Raw genomic sequence first — 17,346 nt, 5'->3', positions numbered from 1 at the left:
GCTCAGCTAGCGCGCCGCAGGAGAAGAAGAAAATCACCATGATCACCTTCCGTAATTCGATGGGCGTGGCCTTCGTCGCGCTCGCGCTCTCCGCTCCGGTCGCCATCGTGGCACAGCAGGCCCCGGCCAGCATCCACGGCCATGTTCAGAATCCCGCCGGTCAGGCCATGACCTCCGGCTCCGTCAAGCTGACAAAAGACCGCACCTCCGACGAGAAGAGCCGCAAGTATGCCTATACCTTCCAGGTTGACGGCACCGGTAACTACAAAGGAAGCGATGTCGCTCCCGACACCTACGTCGCTATCTACTTCTCCGCCGATGGCCGCAGCATCGACTTCATCGACAATGTCACTCTCACCTCCGGTCAGGACAAGCAGGTCGACATCGATATGACCCGTAAGGAATTTACGGACAAGATGACGCCGGAAGAGAAGAAGCAGCTCGAGGAGTTCAAGAAACAGAACGCCGCTGCCACCGCAGCCAATGCCAAGGTCGCCAATCTGAACCAGGCGCTCGGCGCGGCTCGCGCTTCCATGGCCAGCAAGAACTATGACGAAGCGGCGAACACGATGAAAGGCGCCGTCGACGCCAAGCCCGACGAGCCGATTCTCTGGTTCGAGTATGGCAACGCTCTGCTCGGTCAGGCTGATACCGCCGCCGCGAACGACAAGAAGGCCGGTAAGCCGGCTGCCACCGATCCCGATGTCCAGGCCAAGTACGCCGCCGCCGCCGATGCCTACAAGAAGGTCAAGGAGCTGAACGCCACCGCCAAGAAGCCGAACCCCGAGATCGCGGGCGAGGCCCTGGGCAACATGGGCGCAGCTCTCGCCAAGTCCGGCAAGGTTGATGAAGCGAATGCGGCTTACGAAGAAGCCGCCAAGACCAACCCGGCCAAGGCCAAGACCTACTACTTCAACGCCGCCGCCACCTTCTACAACGGGCAGCAGCTTGAAGCAGCCGCTGCCGCCGCGGACAAATCCATCGCTGTCGATCCAAATCAGGCGATGGCCTACTACATCAAGGGCCAGGCCCTGATCCCCAAGGCTACGGTCGATCCGAAGACTAACAAGATCACCGCTCCTCCGGGAACTGTCGAAGCCTACCAGCAGTATCTGGAGCTTGACCCCAACGGCGCTCATGCCGAAGAGGTCAAGGGCATCCTCACAGGCATCGGCGCTGAGATCAAGTCCAGCTACAAGGCCGGCAAGAAGAAGTAAGCCGCTTGTGATCTACCAGAAGGCCCCACGCTCTGTGGGGCCTTCGCATTTTTCACGGCTCGAACCGCTTTACAGACGATACCTTTACCAGGGTGCCCCACCCTCGCAAAGCTAGGGTGGGTTCGGAAATACCCAGAAACTTCCGGAGCCTATCTTGCTCACCTTCACTCAAGCCCTCGACCTCGTCCTCGAACACGCGGGAAACTTCCCCATACCGGCAGTCGAGTCCATCCCTCTCGAACAAGCCCTGGGCCGCACGCTGGCGGCTCCACTGCTCGCCGACCGCGACCAGCCGCCCTTCCATCGTTCTACCCGCGATGGCTATGCTGTCGATGCCGAAAGCTTCAGCCGCGACAGGCAGGCGAAGGTGACCGGCTTCCTTCCTGCCGGAAAGGCCTGGCAGGGAACTGCGATTGCACCTGGAGAGGTGATCGAGATCATGACCGGTGCTCCCGTGCCGGCGGGTGCCGACGCCGTTGTAATGCTCGAACACGTCGAGCGCTCCAGCGATCACATCCTGCTCGCTCCAGACCGCATCCTTCGCCCCGGCGAGAACATCGTCCCTGCAGGCTCCGAAGCCACCGGAGGCCAGAGCATCCTTCCTATCGGCGTCCGCCTCGGCGCCGCCGAGATTGGTCTTGCGGCCAGCGTCGGCGGCAGCCAACTCTGGGTGCACACGCAGCCCTCGGTCGCCATCCTCGCGACCGGTGACGAGCTGGTAACGGTCGAAGAGACTCCGCTCCCCCACCAGATCCGCAACTCCAACACCCACGCGCTCGCTGCCTTGGTTCGCGAGACGGGCGGCATTCCATCGGCGTTGCCCATCGCCGCCGACACTCGCGAATCGCTTCGCGATCTCCTGCTCCAGGCCCGTTCCCACGATCTGACCCTGCTCTCCGGAGGAGTCTCTGCAGGCAAACACGACCTTGTCGAAGAGGTGCTCGCTGAGCTTGGCGCCGAGTTCTACTTCACCGGTGCGGCGATCCAGCCCGGCAAACCCGCTGTCTTCGGCCGTCTGCACAACGGCCCCTACTTCTTCGGTCATCCCGGCAATCCCGTCTCGACGCAGGTCACCTTCCTGCTCTTTGCCGCGCCTATGCTTCGCGCTCTTGGCGGACAGACGAATCTCTCACCAGTGTTTGCACAGGCTGCTGCCGCGGAACCGATGAAGCACAAACCGGGCCTCACCCGCTTCCTTCCGGCTCATCTTGAATCTTCGCTCACACCAACGGTTCGCCTGGTGCCATGGCAGGGCTCCGGAGACCTCGCGGCAAACGCCCGCGCCAACTGTTACGCCGTTCTTCCCTCAGATCGCGAGAGCATCGCGGCAGGCGATCCGGTCACGCTCCTGCTACGCTAGGCCTGTCATGAGTAAACTCTCTCACTACGACGACGCCGGCCAGGCACATATGGTGGACGTCTCCGCCAAGTCTCAGACCCGCCGCGAAGCGATCGCGGAGGCCTTCGTAGAGCTCTCGGCCCAGACCCTCGCCGCGCTGCCGCAGAATCCTAAGGGCAATCCTCTCGAAGTGGCTCGCTTCGCCGGCATCCAGGCTGCGAAGCAGACTTCGACACTGATCCCGATGTGTCATCCGCTGCCGCTTAGCTATATCGACATCGAAACTGAGATTGAGCCGGAAGGTATCCGCATACGCGCAACAGCAGCAACCGTCGCCGGCACCGGCGTCGAAATGGAAGCCATGACCGCAGCCTCCATCGCCGCTCTCACCATCTACGACATGACCAAAGCACTCGACAAAGGCATCCGCATCCGCCACGTCCAGCTCATCGCCAAATCCGGCGGCAAAAGCGGCGAGTGGCGCCGCGAATAAAGGCACGAGTCTTCTGCTTGTCATCCGCTGAACGAAGTGAAGGACCCGCTTCACAGGTGTGGCTCAATGCTTTATTTAGCCACTACACCGGGTGCTTCAGGTCCCCCCTGGAACCTGGGCATTCGCGCTTCGCGCGAACCGCTTTTCACATTCAACTATCCAACTATTCAACCATTCAACCATTCAACCAGTAGCTACACTTCAGGCGTCTCCTCCAACGCCACCTGCGCATTCTTTCCCTCAAACGTGGCATACACCACCGGCAGCAGAATCAACGTCAACGCAGTCGAGCTCACCAGACCTCCGATCACCACAATGGCCAGCGGCCTCTGAATCTCCGACCCCGGTCCCGTAGCAAACAGGAAGGGAACAAGCCCCAGCGCCGCCACTGTCGCCGTCATCATCACCGGTCGGAAACGCAGACGCGCTCCCTGCCGTATGGCATCTTCCTGTGACAATCCCTCCTGGCGAAGCTTGCGGATATAGCTGACCAACACTACGCCGTTCAATACGGCAATACCCCACAGGGCGATGAAACCGACAGATGCAGGTACGGATAGATACTCGCCGGAGACAAACAGCCCCAGGATCCCGCCAATCGAGGCCAGCGGCAGCACCGTGATGATTAGCGCCGCAAAGCGAACTGACTTGAACAGAATGAACAGCAGGAAGAAGATCGCCGCAATCGTAATCGGCACGATGATCATCAAGTGATGCAGCGCCCGCTCCATGTTATGGAACTGCCCGCCCCACTCAATGTAGTAGCCCGCGGGCAACGGCACTTGCTGGCCCACCTTCTGCTGCAGCTCGGCGACATAGCCGCCAAGATCGCGGTCCTGCACATTCACACCCACCACAATACGGCGTTTGCCCATATTGCGATTAATAAGCGCCGGCCCCTCCGCAACCTTGACAGTGGCCAAATCTTTAAGCGGTACACGCGGCCCATCGGGAGAGCTGATCTGCAACTGCCGGATATCTTCCACCGAATCGCGTAAGTTGGCGGGAAGACGCACCACGCTCGCGAAGCGCCGTTCTCCCTCGTAGACCTCAGTGGCTGACTTGCCTGCGATCGCTGTCTCGATAACATCATTCACATCCGAGGCGTTCAGTCCGTAGCGCGCAATCGCTCCACGGTCGATGTCAATCGTCAGATACTGCTGTCCGCCTACACGATCTACGCGCGTATCCTGTGTTCCCTGGATCCCCGTCGCGACCTTCGCAATCTGGTTTGCTTTCTCCACCAGCAGGCCAAGGTCATCGCCGTACAGCATCACCGCAACGTCGGCGCGCACGCCCGAGACCATCTCGTCCACACGATCGCTGATCGGTTGAGACATCACCAGGTTGATGCCGGGAAGAGCCGCCAGCTTCGTGCGGATCTCCTCCGCGATCTTGTCCTGCGTCATGCCGCGCGGACGCTCATCAAACGATGTCAGCGATGCGAGCACATCAGCTTCGTTCGGTCCGGCTGGATCAGCAGGTGATTCGCCACGCCCTACTCGCGACACCACATTCTCCACGCCCTTCACGCTCATGATGAGCTTCTGCATCTGTCCTTCCATCCGCAGTGACTCTTCCAGTGAGATGTTCGGCACGCGGTCAGCATTCGGCGAAAGCGTGCCCTCCTGCATCTCAGGGATGAACGAGGTCCCCAGGAAAGGGAACAGCGCCAGAGAGCCGAAGAACGCGAGCACCACACCGGTGACCAGAACCTTGCGATGACCCAGCGCCCAGTTCAAAATGGCCGTATACGGTTTGCGCAGCCACCGCACCAGTCGCGTATCTTCCTCCGATCCTCCTTTCAGCAGATAGGACGAGAGAATCGGCGACAGCGTCAGGCTCAACACCAACGAGATACCCAGCGCGATCGCGATGGTATACGCCAGCGGAGCGAACATCTTGCCTTCCATCCCTTCCAGCGTCATCAGCGGCAGAAAGACCAAAATGATAATCGTCACGCCGAAGAGTGTCGGGGTTGCCACCTCCTGCGTCGCATCCAGAACGATGCGCAGCTTCGAAGGCTTTTCCTCGCTGTGTACATGGTCATGGTTATGGCTCAGCCGGGCGAAGACGTTCTCCACCACCACAACCGATCCATCCACCATCAAGCCGATGGCAATCGCCAAACCGCCCAGCGACATCAGGTTCGCTGAAAGATGGATGTTATTCATCACCAGGAACGTCAGCAGTGGTGTCAGGATCAGGTTTGCACTGACGATCAAACTCGATCGCAGATCCCCCAGGAAGAGGAACAGAATCACGACAACGAAGACGATACCTTCCCCCAGCACCTCGGTTACGGTGTGAATCGCCGCATCTACCAGTTGCGACCGATCGTAGTAGGGCACAAGCTGCAGTCCGCCGGGAATCATGTGCTTGCCGTTGATCTCCGCCACGCGTTCCTTGACGCGGCTTACGATCTCCTTGGCGTTACCGCCGCTGGTCATCAGCACCACTCCGCCTACGGCCTCGGTGTATCCGTTCTTCATCATCGCACCATAGCGGACCTCGGTCCCGATGCGTACCGTCGCTACATCGCGCACATAAACCGGAGTGTTCTTGTTCTCCTTCAGAACGATGTTCTCGATGTCGGCTACATCGCGCACCAGGCCCACGCTGCGGATGAGGTACTGCTCGGCGTGTTGCGGTAGAACACCTCCGCCGGCATTCGCGTTATTGCGTGCCAGCGCCGCTCTCACATCGTTGATCGTCAGGTTGTAGTAGTGCAGCTTCTGCGGATCGACCAGGGTCTCGTACTGCTTGACGTAGCCTCCGGTGGAGTTGATCTCTGCAACACCCGAAACACCGCGTAGCAGGGGACGAACCACCCAGTCTTGCAGCGTGCGACGCTCGATCAACTCATCCCGCGTCAGCACATGGTGCTGCTCCGCCTCGCCGGGAAGCTCCAGCGTGTACTGGTACACCTCACCCAATGCATTGGTGATCGGCCCCAATACCGGCGTCACACCTTCCGGCATGCGGTCACGCAGCTCCGCGAGCCTTTCCGAAACCATCTGCCGTTCACGGTAAAGATCGCTCTCATCCGTAAAGACCAGCGTGATCAAAGACAGGCCAGGCTTATTCAGGGACCGCATATCCGTCATGCCTGGCAGGCCGGTCATCGCGATCTCAATCGGAATGGTGACGAAGCGCTCTACCTCTTCCGGGCTCTTGCCCGCGGCTTCGGTTGCAATCTGCACCTGTATGTTGGCTACATCCGGAAAGGCATCGACCGAAAGCTTCTGCGCTGCGTTGAGGCCGAACCCCACCATCACGCATGCGACCACCACGAGGATCAGGCGCTGCCGCAGAGCAGCTGCAATGATGGACTGCAACATGCCTACTTCTCTCCTTTGATCGCAGCCTGCTTGCGCTGATTGTTCAGGTGAAAGGCTCCCTCGGTCACCATCCGCTCATCCGGCGTTACACCGCTAATCACAACGCGCCTGTCGTTCTCTTCCTCGCCCAGTGTTACCTCACGCAGGATGTATCGCTGTGGCCCGATCTGCACGAAGATGTTGTCCTTATTGTCTTCACGTACCACTGCAGCGTTCGGTACCGTCAGCTTATGGTCGCTGCGCCCAGTAAAGGTCATGCTGGCGAGTTCATCTGGCTTCAACCGCCCGTCGGGGTTTGGAACATCCATACGCACCTCTACGGTGCGAGTTGCCGGATCGACAATGGGAGAAACAAATGAGAGCCGGCCGTTGAGCTGCAGATCCTTCAGCGCGGGGACACGCACTTCGACATTCATCCCCTGCTTCAGTATTCCGGCCTCCTGCTCAGGGACATCCGCTGTGATCCACACATTCGACAGGTCGGCGATGGTGAATGCAGGGTCTGCGGGCTGTACCACTTGTCCAATGGTGATCTCGCGCTTCAACACGGTTCCGCTCTTTGGAGCAACGATTGGATAATCGGCGCTCAGCTTGCGTGATGTCTCCAGTTGCCGGATCTGTGCTTCAGTCATGCCGAGGCCGAGCAGTTGCGTGCGATAGCTCGCCTCTTCGGTAGCCGCCTGCAATCGTTCGGCACGTCTCCGCTCCAGCTCCGCTCGCCCAATCACATCCGCCGCCACCAGTTGCTCCGCGCGCTTTTCCGCTGCTGCGGCAAGCTCCCGCTGCGACGCTGCTTTGATCAAGGCGAACTGCGTGTCCGAAAGGTTGGTGCTGTGCAACGTTGCCAGAACCGCTCCTGCGCGCACGAACTGCCCTTCAAAGACCAGCAGGTTCAGAATGCGTCCGGAGACCGGAGATCCGACGCGCGCAATACGTTGCGCATCTGTCTCAACACGAGCGGCCACCTGCAGTGTCCCGTTCACCTCGGCCATCTGCGGTGTTCCGAACTTCAGGCTCTCGGCCAGCACCGGCGTCACCGTCACGATGTTTGGATCTCCGGCGCTTGTTGCCGCCTTCGCTTCCTTCGGCTTCGACTTACAACCTGCCCCCAGCAACACCGCGGCCATTGCCGCGGCCGCCAAAGCATTTTTTCTGTAGGTGTAGTACAGGGCTTTTGCATCTGTGGGCGTTTTCCTCAATGAAAACGCCGCTGCACGTTCCTCCCGGGATACCCAGCAACAGGAAAAATGCTTCAACCATCGTGTCATCACGGCCTCGCTCCCGGCGTCAGTGCGCCCAGTTCTTCCAGATCGATCAATGCAGACTGGCGCGCGAACTGCGCATCCAGCAAATCGCCGCGCACACTTTGCAGTACGCGCTGTGCGTCCAGAACCTCAACAATGCCGCGCTCACCGAACCGGTATGCAGACTTCGCCGCCTCCACCGCGCTTTCTGCAGCTCGCAGCGATCCGGCCTCCAGCGATGTCACCTGCTGGTCAGCCAGCTGGTACTGTTCATAGGCCCGTTCCAGCGCGCTCACCAGCTCCAGGCGCCGCTGATCCAGCGTCGCGTTGGCTTGTGAGATCGCTGCCTTTGCATCCGCAATCTGTCCACGCCGCCTGTCCCACAGCGGAATCGGAATCGTGATGCCGGCTCGCCAGTAGCGCAGATCGGGTTGGTTCTCAAATTCGGCAAAAGCAGTCGGCTGCGGAATACGAAGCGCTTTCTCGCGGTCCAGTGTCGATCGGCTTGCATTCAACTCTGCCTCAGACTGCGCGACTGCCGGATGTGCGGTCAGCACCTGGTCGCGTAGCGTATCCAGCGGCGGCAGAGTCATGTGTGCCGTGGTCACGCCCACCGGAATCAGATTTGCATCCGCAGGTGCCGCAATCACCGCACGCAGAATTGCGATTGCCGAAGCGTATTCGATTTGCGCGCTGTTTACTGCGAACCGCGCACGAGCCAACTCCGCTTCTGCTCGTGTCAGCTCCAGCTTGCCTTTTTCGCCGACATTCACCTCGACCTCGACACGCCGCCGGAGGTCCTCGACCAGCGCCAGATTCTCGCGCGCATGATTGATCTCCTCCTGCCGCTTCAGCGCCTCATAGAACGCACGCTGCGTATCCGCCATCACATTCAGGCCCACACCGCGCTCGGCCGCTCGCGCGCTTGCCGCCATGAACTCCGCTGCCTTGCGTCGTGCACTACGTTCCGTGGGAATCTCAATGGTCTGGTAACCCGCATAGTGCTGCAGCAGACCTGGAGTTCCGGGTGTTTTGATCGGCCGTGCATACTGGCGGCCCTGGAAGACTTCGACATTAGGGTTCGTGTAGGCGCGCGCCGTCTGTACCGCTGCCTGGCCGCGCTGTGTTGCCGCAAGCGCCTCCTGCAGGCGCGGACTGTTGCGTCGCGCCATGGCCAGGGCATCATCAAGCGTCAGCCGCAACTCGCCGGATGTAGCGGCTACAGCCGTCTGCTGCGGTGCAGGCTCTGCCGGCAGCGGCGCATCCACAGGCGTCTGGGCTGCCAGCAAAGCCGCCGGCAACAGTGGGAGGAGGAGCAACTTTCCTAGCGTCACATCAGTTCTATGGCAATTCGCGCGCCAAATCAAAATCCCCATATTCATGGGGATTTGAACCTCTACGATGTCCCATTTGGTACACCACTGCCCGCAATCCGGCACTCGATGCATCCCATATCGCGGGTGCCCCATATCTGCGAAGCAAATGTGGGAGCGAAGCTCACAGAGGAACAAGGGAATCTGAGATTTCCTAGAGAGCACTAACCAATAGGCCGTCTAGTCCTGAAGGCTGAATATGGCTACGCTTGATCCTTGTGAAGAGCGGTGGGAGCAGCCGGCTTCAGCCCGCTGATAAGGCGTAAAAGAAATGGGCTTTTCTCCTTAAGGGACAGAGGAGGTCCAGGGCTAAAAACCCGTTTCTATATTGAGAAGATAGACCGTGGCTAAAAGCCCACGGCTCTCGCCAGCGCAATATCCCCCACATTGGCTCCGGAATTGCTATCCAACTCAACGATGCCCGCCGTCTACCAGCCCCGCTGGCCCATGCCGTCGCCGCCCGCATGGGACAATGACACTATGGCCCAGCTTCCATCTGCGTTGCGATCGTCGCAGGCAAAGGCCGCACTTGTCGGCATCCTCGTGGTGTTGCTGGCCATCTTCACCTGGGTAGTCCCATCACGCTATGTGGTGGTGCACAATATCCTCCACCACCTCAATATTCTCCCCTTCATGCTCGCTGGCCTCTTCTTTGGCTGGCGTGGTGCCGCGCGTACTGTTCTTCTAGCGACTCTTCTGTTTCTTCCTTCCATCTACCGTCACTGGTTCCGCGCTCCCATCGATGCACAGGATCAGGTGGTCGAGCTCAGCACCTTCGGCGCTGCCGGTGTCATCGCCGGCCTGCTCGCTGACCGCGAACGCATGCAACGCCGCCGGGTCGAGACCACCAAACGCGAGCTGGAAGACGTCTACACCGAGTTGCGCCAGAACATTGACCAGCTCCGCAAATCAGAGCGCCTCAGTGCGGCCGGCCAGCTCTCCGCCAGTCTCGCTCACGAGATACGGAATCCACTCGCCAGTATCAGCGGCGCCGCGGGCATCCTTGCACGAGGACAGGCATCTGCGGAAGCCCGCGCCGAGTGTCTGGAGATCCTTACCAAGGAATCGCAGCGCCTCAACAAGCTCCTCACGAACTTCCTCGACTTTGCCCGACCACGTCTTCCCCGCATGCAATGGATGGAGCCCGCGGAGATGGTCGCCTCTGTCGCCGCGTTGGCACAACACACAGCGAACCGTCAGAACGTGACGCTGCAGGTCCTCAATGACACAACACTGCCCCCTGTCGAGTGCGATCCGGAGCAGATCAAGCAGCTTCTGCTGAATCTTGTCTTAAACGCCATCCAGGCAACCGAAGGAGAAGGAACCGTTACCCTTAGCAGCTTTGTGCAAGGTAGCAACCTCTGCATCGAGGTGCGCGATCAGGGGAAGGGCATTAGTCCCGAAGTCCGCGCCCGTATCTTCGAGCCTTTCTTTACCACCCGCGAGAATGGTACTGGTCTCGGCCTTGCGATCGCCGCCAACATCGCCGGCCAGCACGGCGGAACTCTGACTTGCGCTCCGAACGCCGGTCAGGGAGCCATCTTCCGAGTTGAGCTTCCCCTCACATCCGCGCCGCTACATCGGCCCGTGGAGGTGGCGTGAGTAATCGCATCCTTGTCGTCGATGACGATGTCAGCCTCCGGCGCGTGATGAAGCTGCAGCTCGAGGAAGCGGGCTATCAGGTCTCCGTCGCCTCCGATGGCGAAGAGGCCTGGCGCATGCTTCGCGAATCCGAGCCTCAGCTTGTCATTACTGATCTGCGCATGCCCACAACGGGTCTGGAGCTGCTCTCACGTATTACGCACGCAGGCCTTCGCACGACAGTCATTGTTGTTACCGCTTTCGGCACAGTCGAGACGGCCGTCGAGGCGATGAAGCTCGGCGCCTATGACTATGTCACCAAGCCTCTCGACTTTGATGCGCTTGTCCTCGTTGTTCATCGCGCGATGGAACGTCAGAGCCTCATCGAAGAGGTCCAGACCCTTCGTTCCGCGCTTGACCAGCGCTATGGCTTCGAAGCCATTGTCGGACATTCCAAGGGACTCCTCCGCGTCCTCGATCAGGCGGCCCGTGTCGCCCAGCGCGATGCAACGGTGCTTATCCAGGGAGAGACCGGCACCGGCAAGGAGCTTGTGGCTCGCGCCATTCATCACAATAGCCGCAGAGGCAAACGCCCCTTCTCTGCTATCAACTGCGGCGCTATCCCGCGCGATCTCGTCGAAAGCGAACTCTTCGGCTACACCAAAGGCGCCTTCACCGGAGCTGTTGCGAACAAAGAAGGCCGCATCGAGTCCACCAACGGCGGCACGCTCTTTCTCGATGAAGTCGGTGAACTTCCCCTCGAAGCTCAGGTCAAGCTGCTGCGAGTCCTGCAGGAAGGAGAGCTTGCCAAGCTCGGCGCAACTGATCCCATCAAGGTCGATGTCCGTGTTATCGCTGCGACCCATCGCGACCTGTCCGCCATGGTCGAAGATGGAACTTTTCGTGAAGACCTCTACTATCGTCTTGCTGTCGTTCCGCTGCGCATTCCGCCACTGCGGGAGCGAAGAGAAGATCTACCGGAGTTGATTGAGGTGCTCTTTGAACGCGCACGCAAGCGGCACGCCATTGAGCATCTACGTCTCTCGCCGGCGGTGCTGCAACATCTCATCGCCTATCACTGGCCTGGCAATGTCCGCCAGCTAGAAAATGTGATGGAGCGCCTGGTGGTGCTCTCGACGTCAGAGGTCATCTCCACCGAAGACCTTCCGCCGGAGCTCACCGCCCCACCGCGTCCTGCCCCCTTCTGGCCCGACCTTCCGGAACAGGGCATTAGTCTCGAAGCTCTCGAACGAGACCTGATCCGCCGCGCACTCGAGAAGTTCAACGGCAACCAGACCCAGGCTGCCCGCTACCTCGACATCAGCCGCCGCACCCTTATCTATCGCATGGAAAAGCACGGCCTCGCCCCTGAGTCGGCCCCCAAAGACGATCTCTAGTGTTTGTTTGTCCTTGTATTACCTATCCGGGTCCACACCCTCGGGGTCCCCGGCGAACTTTGTTCGCTGGGGTGAACGCTCGCAACGCTAGGGTGGCCAGGAACACCCAAAAACACAAACGGCCCCATGGGGCCGTTTGTGTTTAACATCGTTCCTCTAAGCCGCTTTACGCCGATCACGCGCACTGCGGACGTAATCATGCGACGTTTGGATATGCGCATACTGCTCGCTCAGCATCTTATGCACCGGCAGCGGTAGCGCTTCCTGAACGGCCTTGGAGTAGACCTTCTTGGTGCTGTCTTCTTCTTGCTCGGCTGTAGCCAGCAACGTGTAGTCGCCACCTCCGAGCTTGGCCTTCAGATCGCCCCACGATCGGCGCATCGTACCGGCTATCGTTCCACTCTCTTTCACGTCATGAAAGCCGGCGCGATGCAATTCGTTTTCCAGGTCAGCTCTGAAGCTGGCCCGCTTCAGGCTTTCCGCCAGAAAGTAACGCCGCAGCATGTCATCCTTCAGGTGTTCACCGATCGTCTGGAAACCTTCCTGTCCATCGATCAGGACTTGGATCACTTCCCGTAATGTGTCGTTGATTCGGTTCTGTTTTTCGGCATCGGTCATGGCCATGGGGTATCCTCCGTAGTTCAGAAATTTCTGTGGCTGGAACAGGGTCCGCCGGCTGCGTTGCGATTCTCCTTCGCCGGCGACAAGCAGGAGAAATCGCGAAAATCCTACTCCCCTGCCAGCCACTTCTGCATCTCCGCCGGAAAATAATTAACCGGCGCCATGTATCACGATGGGATGCTTTCATCTTTGAAGGGTTTGCCCCTAAAAGCCGATACGGAACGGTTTAACCGTTCCGTATCTCGTTGTAAAAAAAAGGGAGCTTAACAAAATAACCACTAACGCATCGCTGGATCCGTCTCACGAAGCCAGTCCGCGCTCTTGAGAATCTCCCGCGGCTTGGACCCCTCGGCAGGGCCTACCAGACCGTCACGCTCCATCATGTCGATCAAATGCGCCGCACGGCCGTATCCGATACGCAGACGGCGCTGCAGCAGGCTCGTCGATGCCTTCCCAAACTCGAAGACCAGTTTGACGGCATCGTCAAAGAGTTCATCGTTTGTATCGTCGCCATCCATCGCATCCAGGTCGCGGCCCTTATCGTCCTTCGGACCTTCCAGGAAGCCCTGAACATACTCAGCCTCACCCTGCTGTTTCCAGAAGTCGGTCACCGCGGCGATCTCTTTTTCTGTAACAAACGGAGCGTGCACACGCTGCAGCCGCGAAGTTCCCGGCGGCAGGAAGAGCATGTCGCCGCGTCCCAGCAGGCTCTCGGCGCCATTGGAGTCGATGATGGTACGCGAGTCCACCTTGGTCGCGAGACGGAAGCTCATACGTGTCGGCACATTCGCCTTGATCAGGCCGGTGATCACGTCGACCGAAGGACGCTGTGTCGCCAGCACGAGATGAATTCCGACAGCGCGCGCCATCTGCGCCAAACGGGTAATGGCCTCTTCGACGTTGGCCTTATCCAGCATCATCAGGTCAGCGAGCTCATCGATGATGATCATGATGTACGGCAGCGGCTGCTGCTCTTCATCATCCTCGAACATAGACGGCGTGCCATTTTCAAAGAGCTTGTTGTACTGGTCGATATTGCGGACGTGCTTGGAGGCGAGCAGTTTCAACCGGCGTTCCATCTCGCGGACCGCATTGCGCAACGCATTCGCGGCCAGCTTGGGCTCTGTGATGATCGGCGTGAAGAGATGCGGGATGCCTTCATACATGCCGAGTTCTACGCGCTTCGGATCGACCAGAATCATACGCACCTGTTCCGGCGTCGCCTTGAAGAGCACGCTCATGATCATGGCATTGATCGCCACGGACTTACCCGAGCCGGTGGATCCGGCAATCAGGACGTGCGGCATCGAGGCAAGGTCGGCGGTAACGATACGGCCATTGATGTCCTTGCCCATCGCCATCGCCAGGCGAGACTTCGTGTTGGCAAAGTGCTCACTCTCGACAATATCGCGCAGCCAGATCGTCTCGCGCTCACTGTTCGGCACCTGGATACCAACGGTGCTCTTGCCGGCCATACGTTCGATCAGGATGCTTTCGGCCGCCATTGCCAGGCAGAGATCATCGGCAAGGCCCGTAACGCGCGAATACTTAACGCCGGCTTCCGGGCGGAACTCGAACGTAGTAACCACGGGGCCGGGGTTGATCTGCGTAACCTGACCGTGAACGTCGAACTCAGCGCACTTCTCAACCAGTGTGCGGGCTTCTTCGCGAAGAGCTTCTTCTCGAACAATGGTCGGCTCCTCGCTGCGGTGCAGCAGGCTCGACGGCGGCAGCTTGTAGCCATGCACGCTCTTCGCAGTCAGAGTAACAGTCTTCAGCTTCTCGTCGGCACGCTTGCCAAAGGAGATCTCTTTTTCCTCGGTCTCTGTCTGCTGCGCGGCCGGAGTAACCGGGGCGGGGAAGTTGACGATCTTTCGCGGCGTCTCCGGCTCGGCCTGTGCAGGATGGTGAGCCCATTCCGGAGTAGGCTCTTCGATGGTTGCCTGGTGGAGGCGTTCCTCGACAGCGGCGGCGTAAGCGGCGGGCAGCACAGGATCTCCGTTCTCAACCGGGGCGTCGACCATAGTACGCGGCACTTTCGCCCACACAGAGGGTGCCGGCGATGCCTCCGTCTCGACCGGATCCGCGTTGGTCTGCTCCCCCAAAGGCTGAGGCTGCGCCTTCTTGCGGCCCCACCAGCCGAACAGGCTGCTGAGCAGGGAGGTGCTTTCGCTCGCGGCGGCGGCCTTCTCCGCTTTACGGTCAGCCTTCTCACGGCTACGACGATCGCGCTCCATGGCGCGTTCGCGCTTGCTCTCGTACTCCGCGATTGCCCGATCCGCCCGTGAGGCACGGGTGCCACGCCAGTTGCGCCAACGGTCCTGCATGGCCTGTAGGAAGGCGAAGCGGGCCGTCGCCCACTCACGGGCAGTGTTGAAGGTAAAGGTCGTGGAGAGATAGGTGGCCATTACCACCATCAGGGCGACGACAATGCAGGCGCCTGGGAAGTTCAGCAGGGCAATGATGCTGTCTGCCATCAAGCGGCCTTCCACGCCTTCAATGGGCAGCGTGCTCCGCCACAGCATATGTCCCGGAAGCAGCGCAAACATCGCCGGGCCAAAGAAGATCCAGATCGCCAGGCCTACGGATTTTGCGACAGGCGAGCCCGCCGGACGCGACCGCATCCAGCAGTAGCCCAGCCTCATAACTGAGAGTGGTACGGCGAACGCGGCGATACCGAGAAGCTGCAGTGTAGCGTCGCTGATGAAGGCGCCTACGATGCCTGTCCAGTTATGTGCCGGACGCCCTGTGGCGTAGCCTCCCACGGTGTTCCAGGAGGGATCGGTCGCCGTATAACTGACCAGCGCCAGCGCCAGCAGACCGCCCCCTACCAGAACGGCCAGACCAATCAGCTCGTTCAGGCGGCGATTACGCGTCGGCGTTGTAACAAAACGGAGTGGCTTCATCGACACCTCGGAACAAATACGGACCGCTTCCGCGCGCAAAGCGCGGAAGTACCTTTCATTGTCCTCGTTTCGAGTCGGCTTCCGTGCCGGAAATCGCCACCTGGGGAACCTACCTGGCTACCGGGGAGCCAGGCAGGGGATCTCTAAATCTCCAGAATTACCGGCATGATCAACGGCCGCCGGCTTGTATTCTTCTGGATGTAGCGCTTCAGGTCCGTCCGGATCTTCTCCTTAATCACACCGTAGTCGCCTTTCTCCTCGTTCGAGGAGGCATCCAGCGTGCGCGCAATCACCTGCCGCGCTTCCGTCAGAATGGCTGGATCGGGCACTGCAAAGCCGCGAGCGATGATCTCCGGCGCTCCTTCTACCAGGCCGGTCAGCTTGTTGATGGCGAGGATCGGCAGCAGCAAACCGGCCTCCGAAAGGTGCCGGCGATCGCGAATCACCAGATCGTCCACCACATCTGCCGTCGAGCCGTCATCGATCAGGATTCTGCCTGCCTGCACTTTGTCCTGGCGTGTGGCCGAGTCGCGCGTCAGCTCCAGCACGTCTCCGTCTTCCAGCAGGAAGGTCTGTTTCGGAATCCCGGTCGATGCGGCAAGTTCCGCATGGCGCTTCAGATGCCGATAGTCGCCGTGCACCGGGATGAAGTACTTCGGCTTCACCAGGTTGATCATCAGGCGAAGCTCTTCCTGGCTGGCATGCCCGCTCACATGGATGGTTCCCTGGGTGCCGTCGTCGAAGATCACGTTCGCGTCCCGGCGGACCAGGTGATCGATCATGCGGAAGATGCCTTTTTCGTTGCCGGGGATGATGCGGCTCGAGAGCAGAACGGTGTCGCCGGGCTCAATCCGCGCATGTTTATGGTTGTCCACGGCGGCACGGGAAAGCGCCGACATCGGCTCACCCTGAGTTCCCGAGATCAGGACACAAACCTGCTCCGGCGGATAGTCTTTGATCTGCCCGCCATTGATCAAAATGCCTGGCGGTATATCGATATATCCAAGGTCTGCGGCAATCTCGGTGGAGTTGTCGAGCGATCGCCCGATGACGGCAACCTTGCGGTCATGTTTGTCCGCAAGCTCGAAGGCCAGCTTCAGCCGGTGGATCGACGATGAGAAGCAAGAGAAGAAGAGCCTCTTCTTTGTCCGTCCGAAGATCTCGTCCAACCGTGGCTTTACGGCCAGTTCGCTCGGCGTGTGTCCTGGCCGATCGACGTTGGTTGAATCCTGCAGAAGGGCGAGTACGCCGCCGTTCTTCCCAAGCTCAGCAAATGCCTGCAGGTCGAAAGGGTGCCCGTCCGGCGAAGCCAGGTCGACCTTGAAGTCTCCTGTATGCAGGATTGTCCCCACCGGGGTATGGATCGCGAGCGAAACGCAGTCCACGAGGGAGTGCGTCACTCGGATTGGCTGAATCCGGAAGGGGCCGATCTGGAACTGCTCACCGGGGATCATCTCCAGCATCTCGGTGTCGTCCAGCAGCTTGTGCTCTTCCAGCTTGCCTTCGACATAGGCGAGAGTGAACTCGGTACCGTAGACGGGTACGTCGCGCAGCTCGGTCAAAATCCAGGGAAGGCCGCCAATGTGATCTTCGTGACCATGGGTCAGCAGAATAGCTTTGACCTTCTCACGGTTCTCGACCAGGTATCCGATGTCGGGCACGACAATATCGACACCCAAGAGTTCCTCGTCCGGAAACATGAGTCCGGCATCGATGACAAGAATGTGGTCGCCATAGCGAATGGCACAGCAGTTCATGCCAAATTCGCCAAGGCCGCCGAGCGGGATGATATGCAGCTTGTCGAGACTCATCAAACCTTCATGCTAGAGCATTT

At 59.7% G+C, this 17,346-nt stretch carries 11 protein-coding genes; 5 read left to right on the top strand and 6 right to left on the bottom strand.

Annotated elements, in window-relative coordinates; all coding sequences use genetic code 11:
* Nucleotides 1-38 precede the first annotated feature (38 nt).
* From OHL21_RS23650 to moaC, 3 genes are all read left to right on the top strand, one after another.
* Entirely contained in the window at nucleotides 39-1,217 is a 1,179-nt protein-coding gene (locus OHL21_RS23650) for a carboxypeptidase-like regulatory domain-containing protein (RefSeq protein ID WP_263419764.1), read from the top strand.
* Nucleotides 1,218-1,371: 154 nt separating this feature from the next.
* Complete coding sequence (locus tag OHL21_RS23645) at nucleotides 1,372-2,577, top strand: molybdopterin molybdotransferase MoeA (RefSeq protein WP_263419763.1); 1,206 nt, start codon at nucleotides 1,372-1,374, stop codon at nucleotides 2,575-2,577.
* A 7-nt stretch (nucleotides 2,578-2,584) separates the two neighbouring features.
* Nucleotides 2,585-3,049, top strand: coding sequence for a cyclic pyranopterin monophosphate synthase MoaC (gene moaC / locus OHL21_RS23640; RefSeq protein ID WP_263419762.1), 465 nt, complete (start codon nucleotides 2,585-2,587; stop codon nucleotides 3,047-3,049).
* Nucleotides 3,050-3,243: 194 nt separating this feature from the next.
* Here the strand turns inward: moaC and OHL21_RS23635 are convergent, their stop codons facing one another.
* The 3 genes from OHL21_RS23635 to OHL21_RS23625 all read right to left on the bottom strand — a co-directional run bounded on the left by OHL21_RS23635 (nucleotide 3,244) and on the right by OHL21_RS23625 (nucleotide 8,953).
* Complete coding sequence (locus tag OHL21_RS23635; RefSeq protein ID WP_263419761.1) at nucleotides 3,244-6,390, bottom strand: efflux RND transporter permease subunit; 3,147 nt, start codon at nucleotides 6,388-6,390, stop codon at nucleotides 3,244-3,246.
* A gap of 2 nt (nucleotides 6,391-6,392) precedes the next feature.
* A complete protein-coding gene (locus tag OHL21_RS23630; RefSeq protein ID WP_263419760.1) occupies nucleotides 6,393-7,532 on the bottom strand; it encodes an efflux RND transporter periplasmic adaptor subunit in 1,140 nt (379 codons plus the stop codon).
* Nucleotides 7,533-7,657: 125 nt separating this feature from the next.
* The gene (locus OHL21_RS23625) at nucleotides 7,658-8,953 is read right to left on the bottom strand and encodes a TolC family protein (RefSeq protein ID WP_263419759.1); all 1,296 of its coding nucleotides are present in this window, start codon (nucleotides 8,951-8,953) and stop codon (nucleotides 7,658-7,660) included.
* Between the two features lie 534 nt (nucleotides 8,954-9,487).
* Between OHL21_RS23625 and OHL21_RS23620 the strand changes: the two genes are divergently transcribed.
* Together OHL21_RS23620 and OHL21_RS23615 are read left to right on the top strand one after the other, a co-directional pair.
* A complete protein-coding gene (locus OHL21_RS23620; protein ID WP_263419758.1) occupies nucleotides 9,488-10,609 on the top strand; it encodes a two-component system sensor histidine kinase NtrB in 1,122 nt (373 codons plus the stop codon).
* Nucleotides 10,606-11,985 (top strand): sigma-54-dependent transcriptional regulator, encoded by a 1,380-nt coding sequence (locus tag OHL21_RS23615; RefSeq protein WP_263419757.1) that lies wholly within the window; start codon nucleotides 10,606-10,608, stop codon nucleotides 11,983-11,985. Before OHL21_RS23620 ends, OHL21_RS23615 begins: the two co-directional genes overlap by 4 nt.
* Nucleotides 11,986-12,141: 156 nt before the next feature.
* Here the strand turns inward: OHL21_RS23615 and OHL21_RS23610 are convergent, their stop codons facing one another.
* The 3 genes from OHL21_RS23610 to OHL21_RS23600 form a co-directional block, all read right to left on the bottom strand.
* Entirely contained in the window at nucleotides 12,142-12,609 is a 468-nt protein-coding gene (locus tag OHL21_RS23610; protein ID WP_263419756.1) for a PA2169 family four-helix-bundle protein, read from the bottom strand.
* Nucleotides 12,610-12,884: 275 nt separating this feature from the next.
* A complete protein-coding gene (locus OHL21_RS23605) occupies nucleotides 12,885-15,512 on the bottom strand; it encodes a DNA translocase FtsK (RefSeq protein ID WP_263419755.1) in 2,628 nt (875 codons plus the stop codon).
* 143 nt (nucleotides 15,513-15,655) lie between these two features.
* Nucleotides 15,656-17,323 carry a ribonuclease J gene (locus OHL21_RS23600; protein WP_263419754.1) on the bottom strand — a complete coding sequence of 556 codons (1,668 nt, stop codon included), beginning with the start codon at nucleotides 17,321-17,323 and terminating at the stop codon, nucleotides 15,656-15,658.
* Nucleotides 17,324-17,346: the final 23 nt, after the last annotated feature.

It is taken from the genome of Terriglobus albidus (assembly GCF_025685425.1).
Lineage (GTDB): Bacteria > Acidobacteriota > Terriglobia > Terriglobales > Acidobacteriaceae > Terriglobus > Terriglobus albidus.
This window is presented reverse-complemented; position numbering and strand designations above follow the sequence as displayed.

Excerpts from the sequence above, each read along its gene's own strand:
- OHL21_RS23650 (WP_263419764.1), top strand. The coding sequence starts at position 39 with ATGATCACCTTCCGTAATTCGATGGGCGTGGCCTTCGTCGCGCTCGCG.
- OHL21_RS23620 (WP_263419758.1), top strand. The coding sequence starts at position 9,488 with ATGGCCCAGCTTCCATCTGCGTTGCGATCGTCGCAGGCAAAGGCCGCA.
- moaC (WP_263419762.1), top strand. The coding sequence starts at position 2,585 with ATGAGTAAACTCTCTCACTACGACGACGCCGGCCAGGCACATATGGTG.
- OHL21_RS23600 (WP_263419754.1), bottom strand. The coding sequence starts at position 17,323 with ATGAGTCTCGACAAGCTGCATATCATCCCGCTCGGCGGCCTTGGCGAA.
- OHL21_RS23605 (WP_263419755.1), bottom strand. The coding sequence starts at position 15,512 with ATGAAGCCACTCCGTTTTGTTACAACGCCGACGCGTAATCGCCGCCTG.
- OHL21_RS23635 (WP_263419761.1), bottom strand. The coding sequence starts at position 6,390 with ATGTTGCAGTCCATCATTGCAGCTGCTCTGCGGCAGCGCCTGATCCTC.
- OHL21_RS23610 (WP_263419756.1), bottom strand. The coding sequence starts at position 12,609 with ATGGCCATGACCGATGCCGAAAAACAGAACCGAATCAACGACACATTA.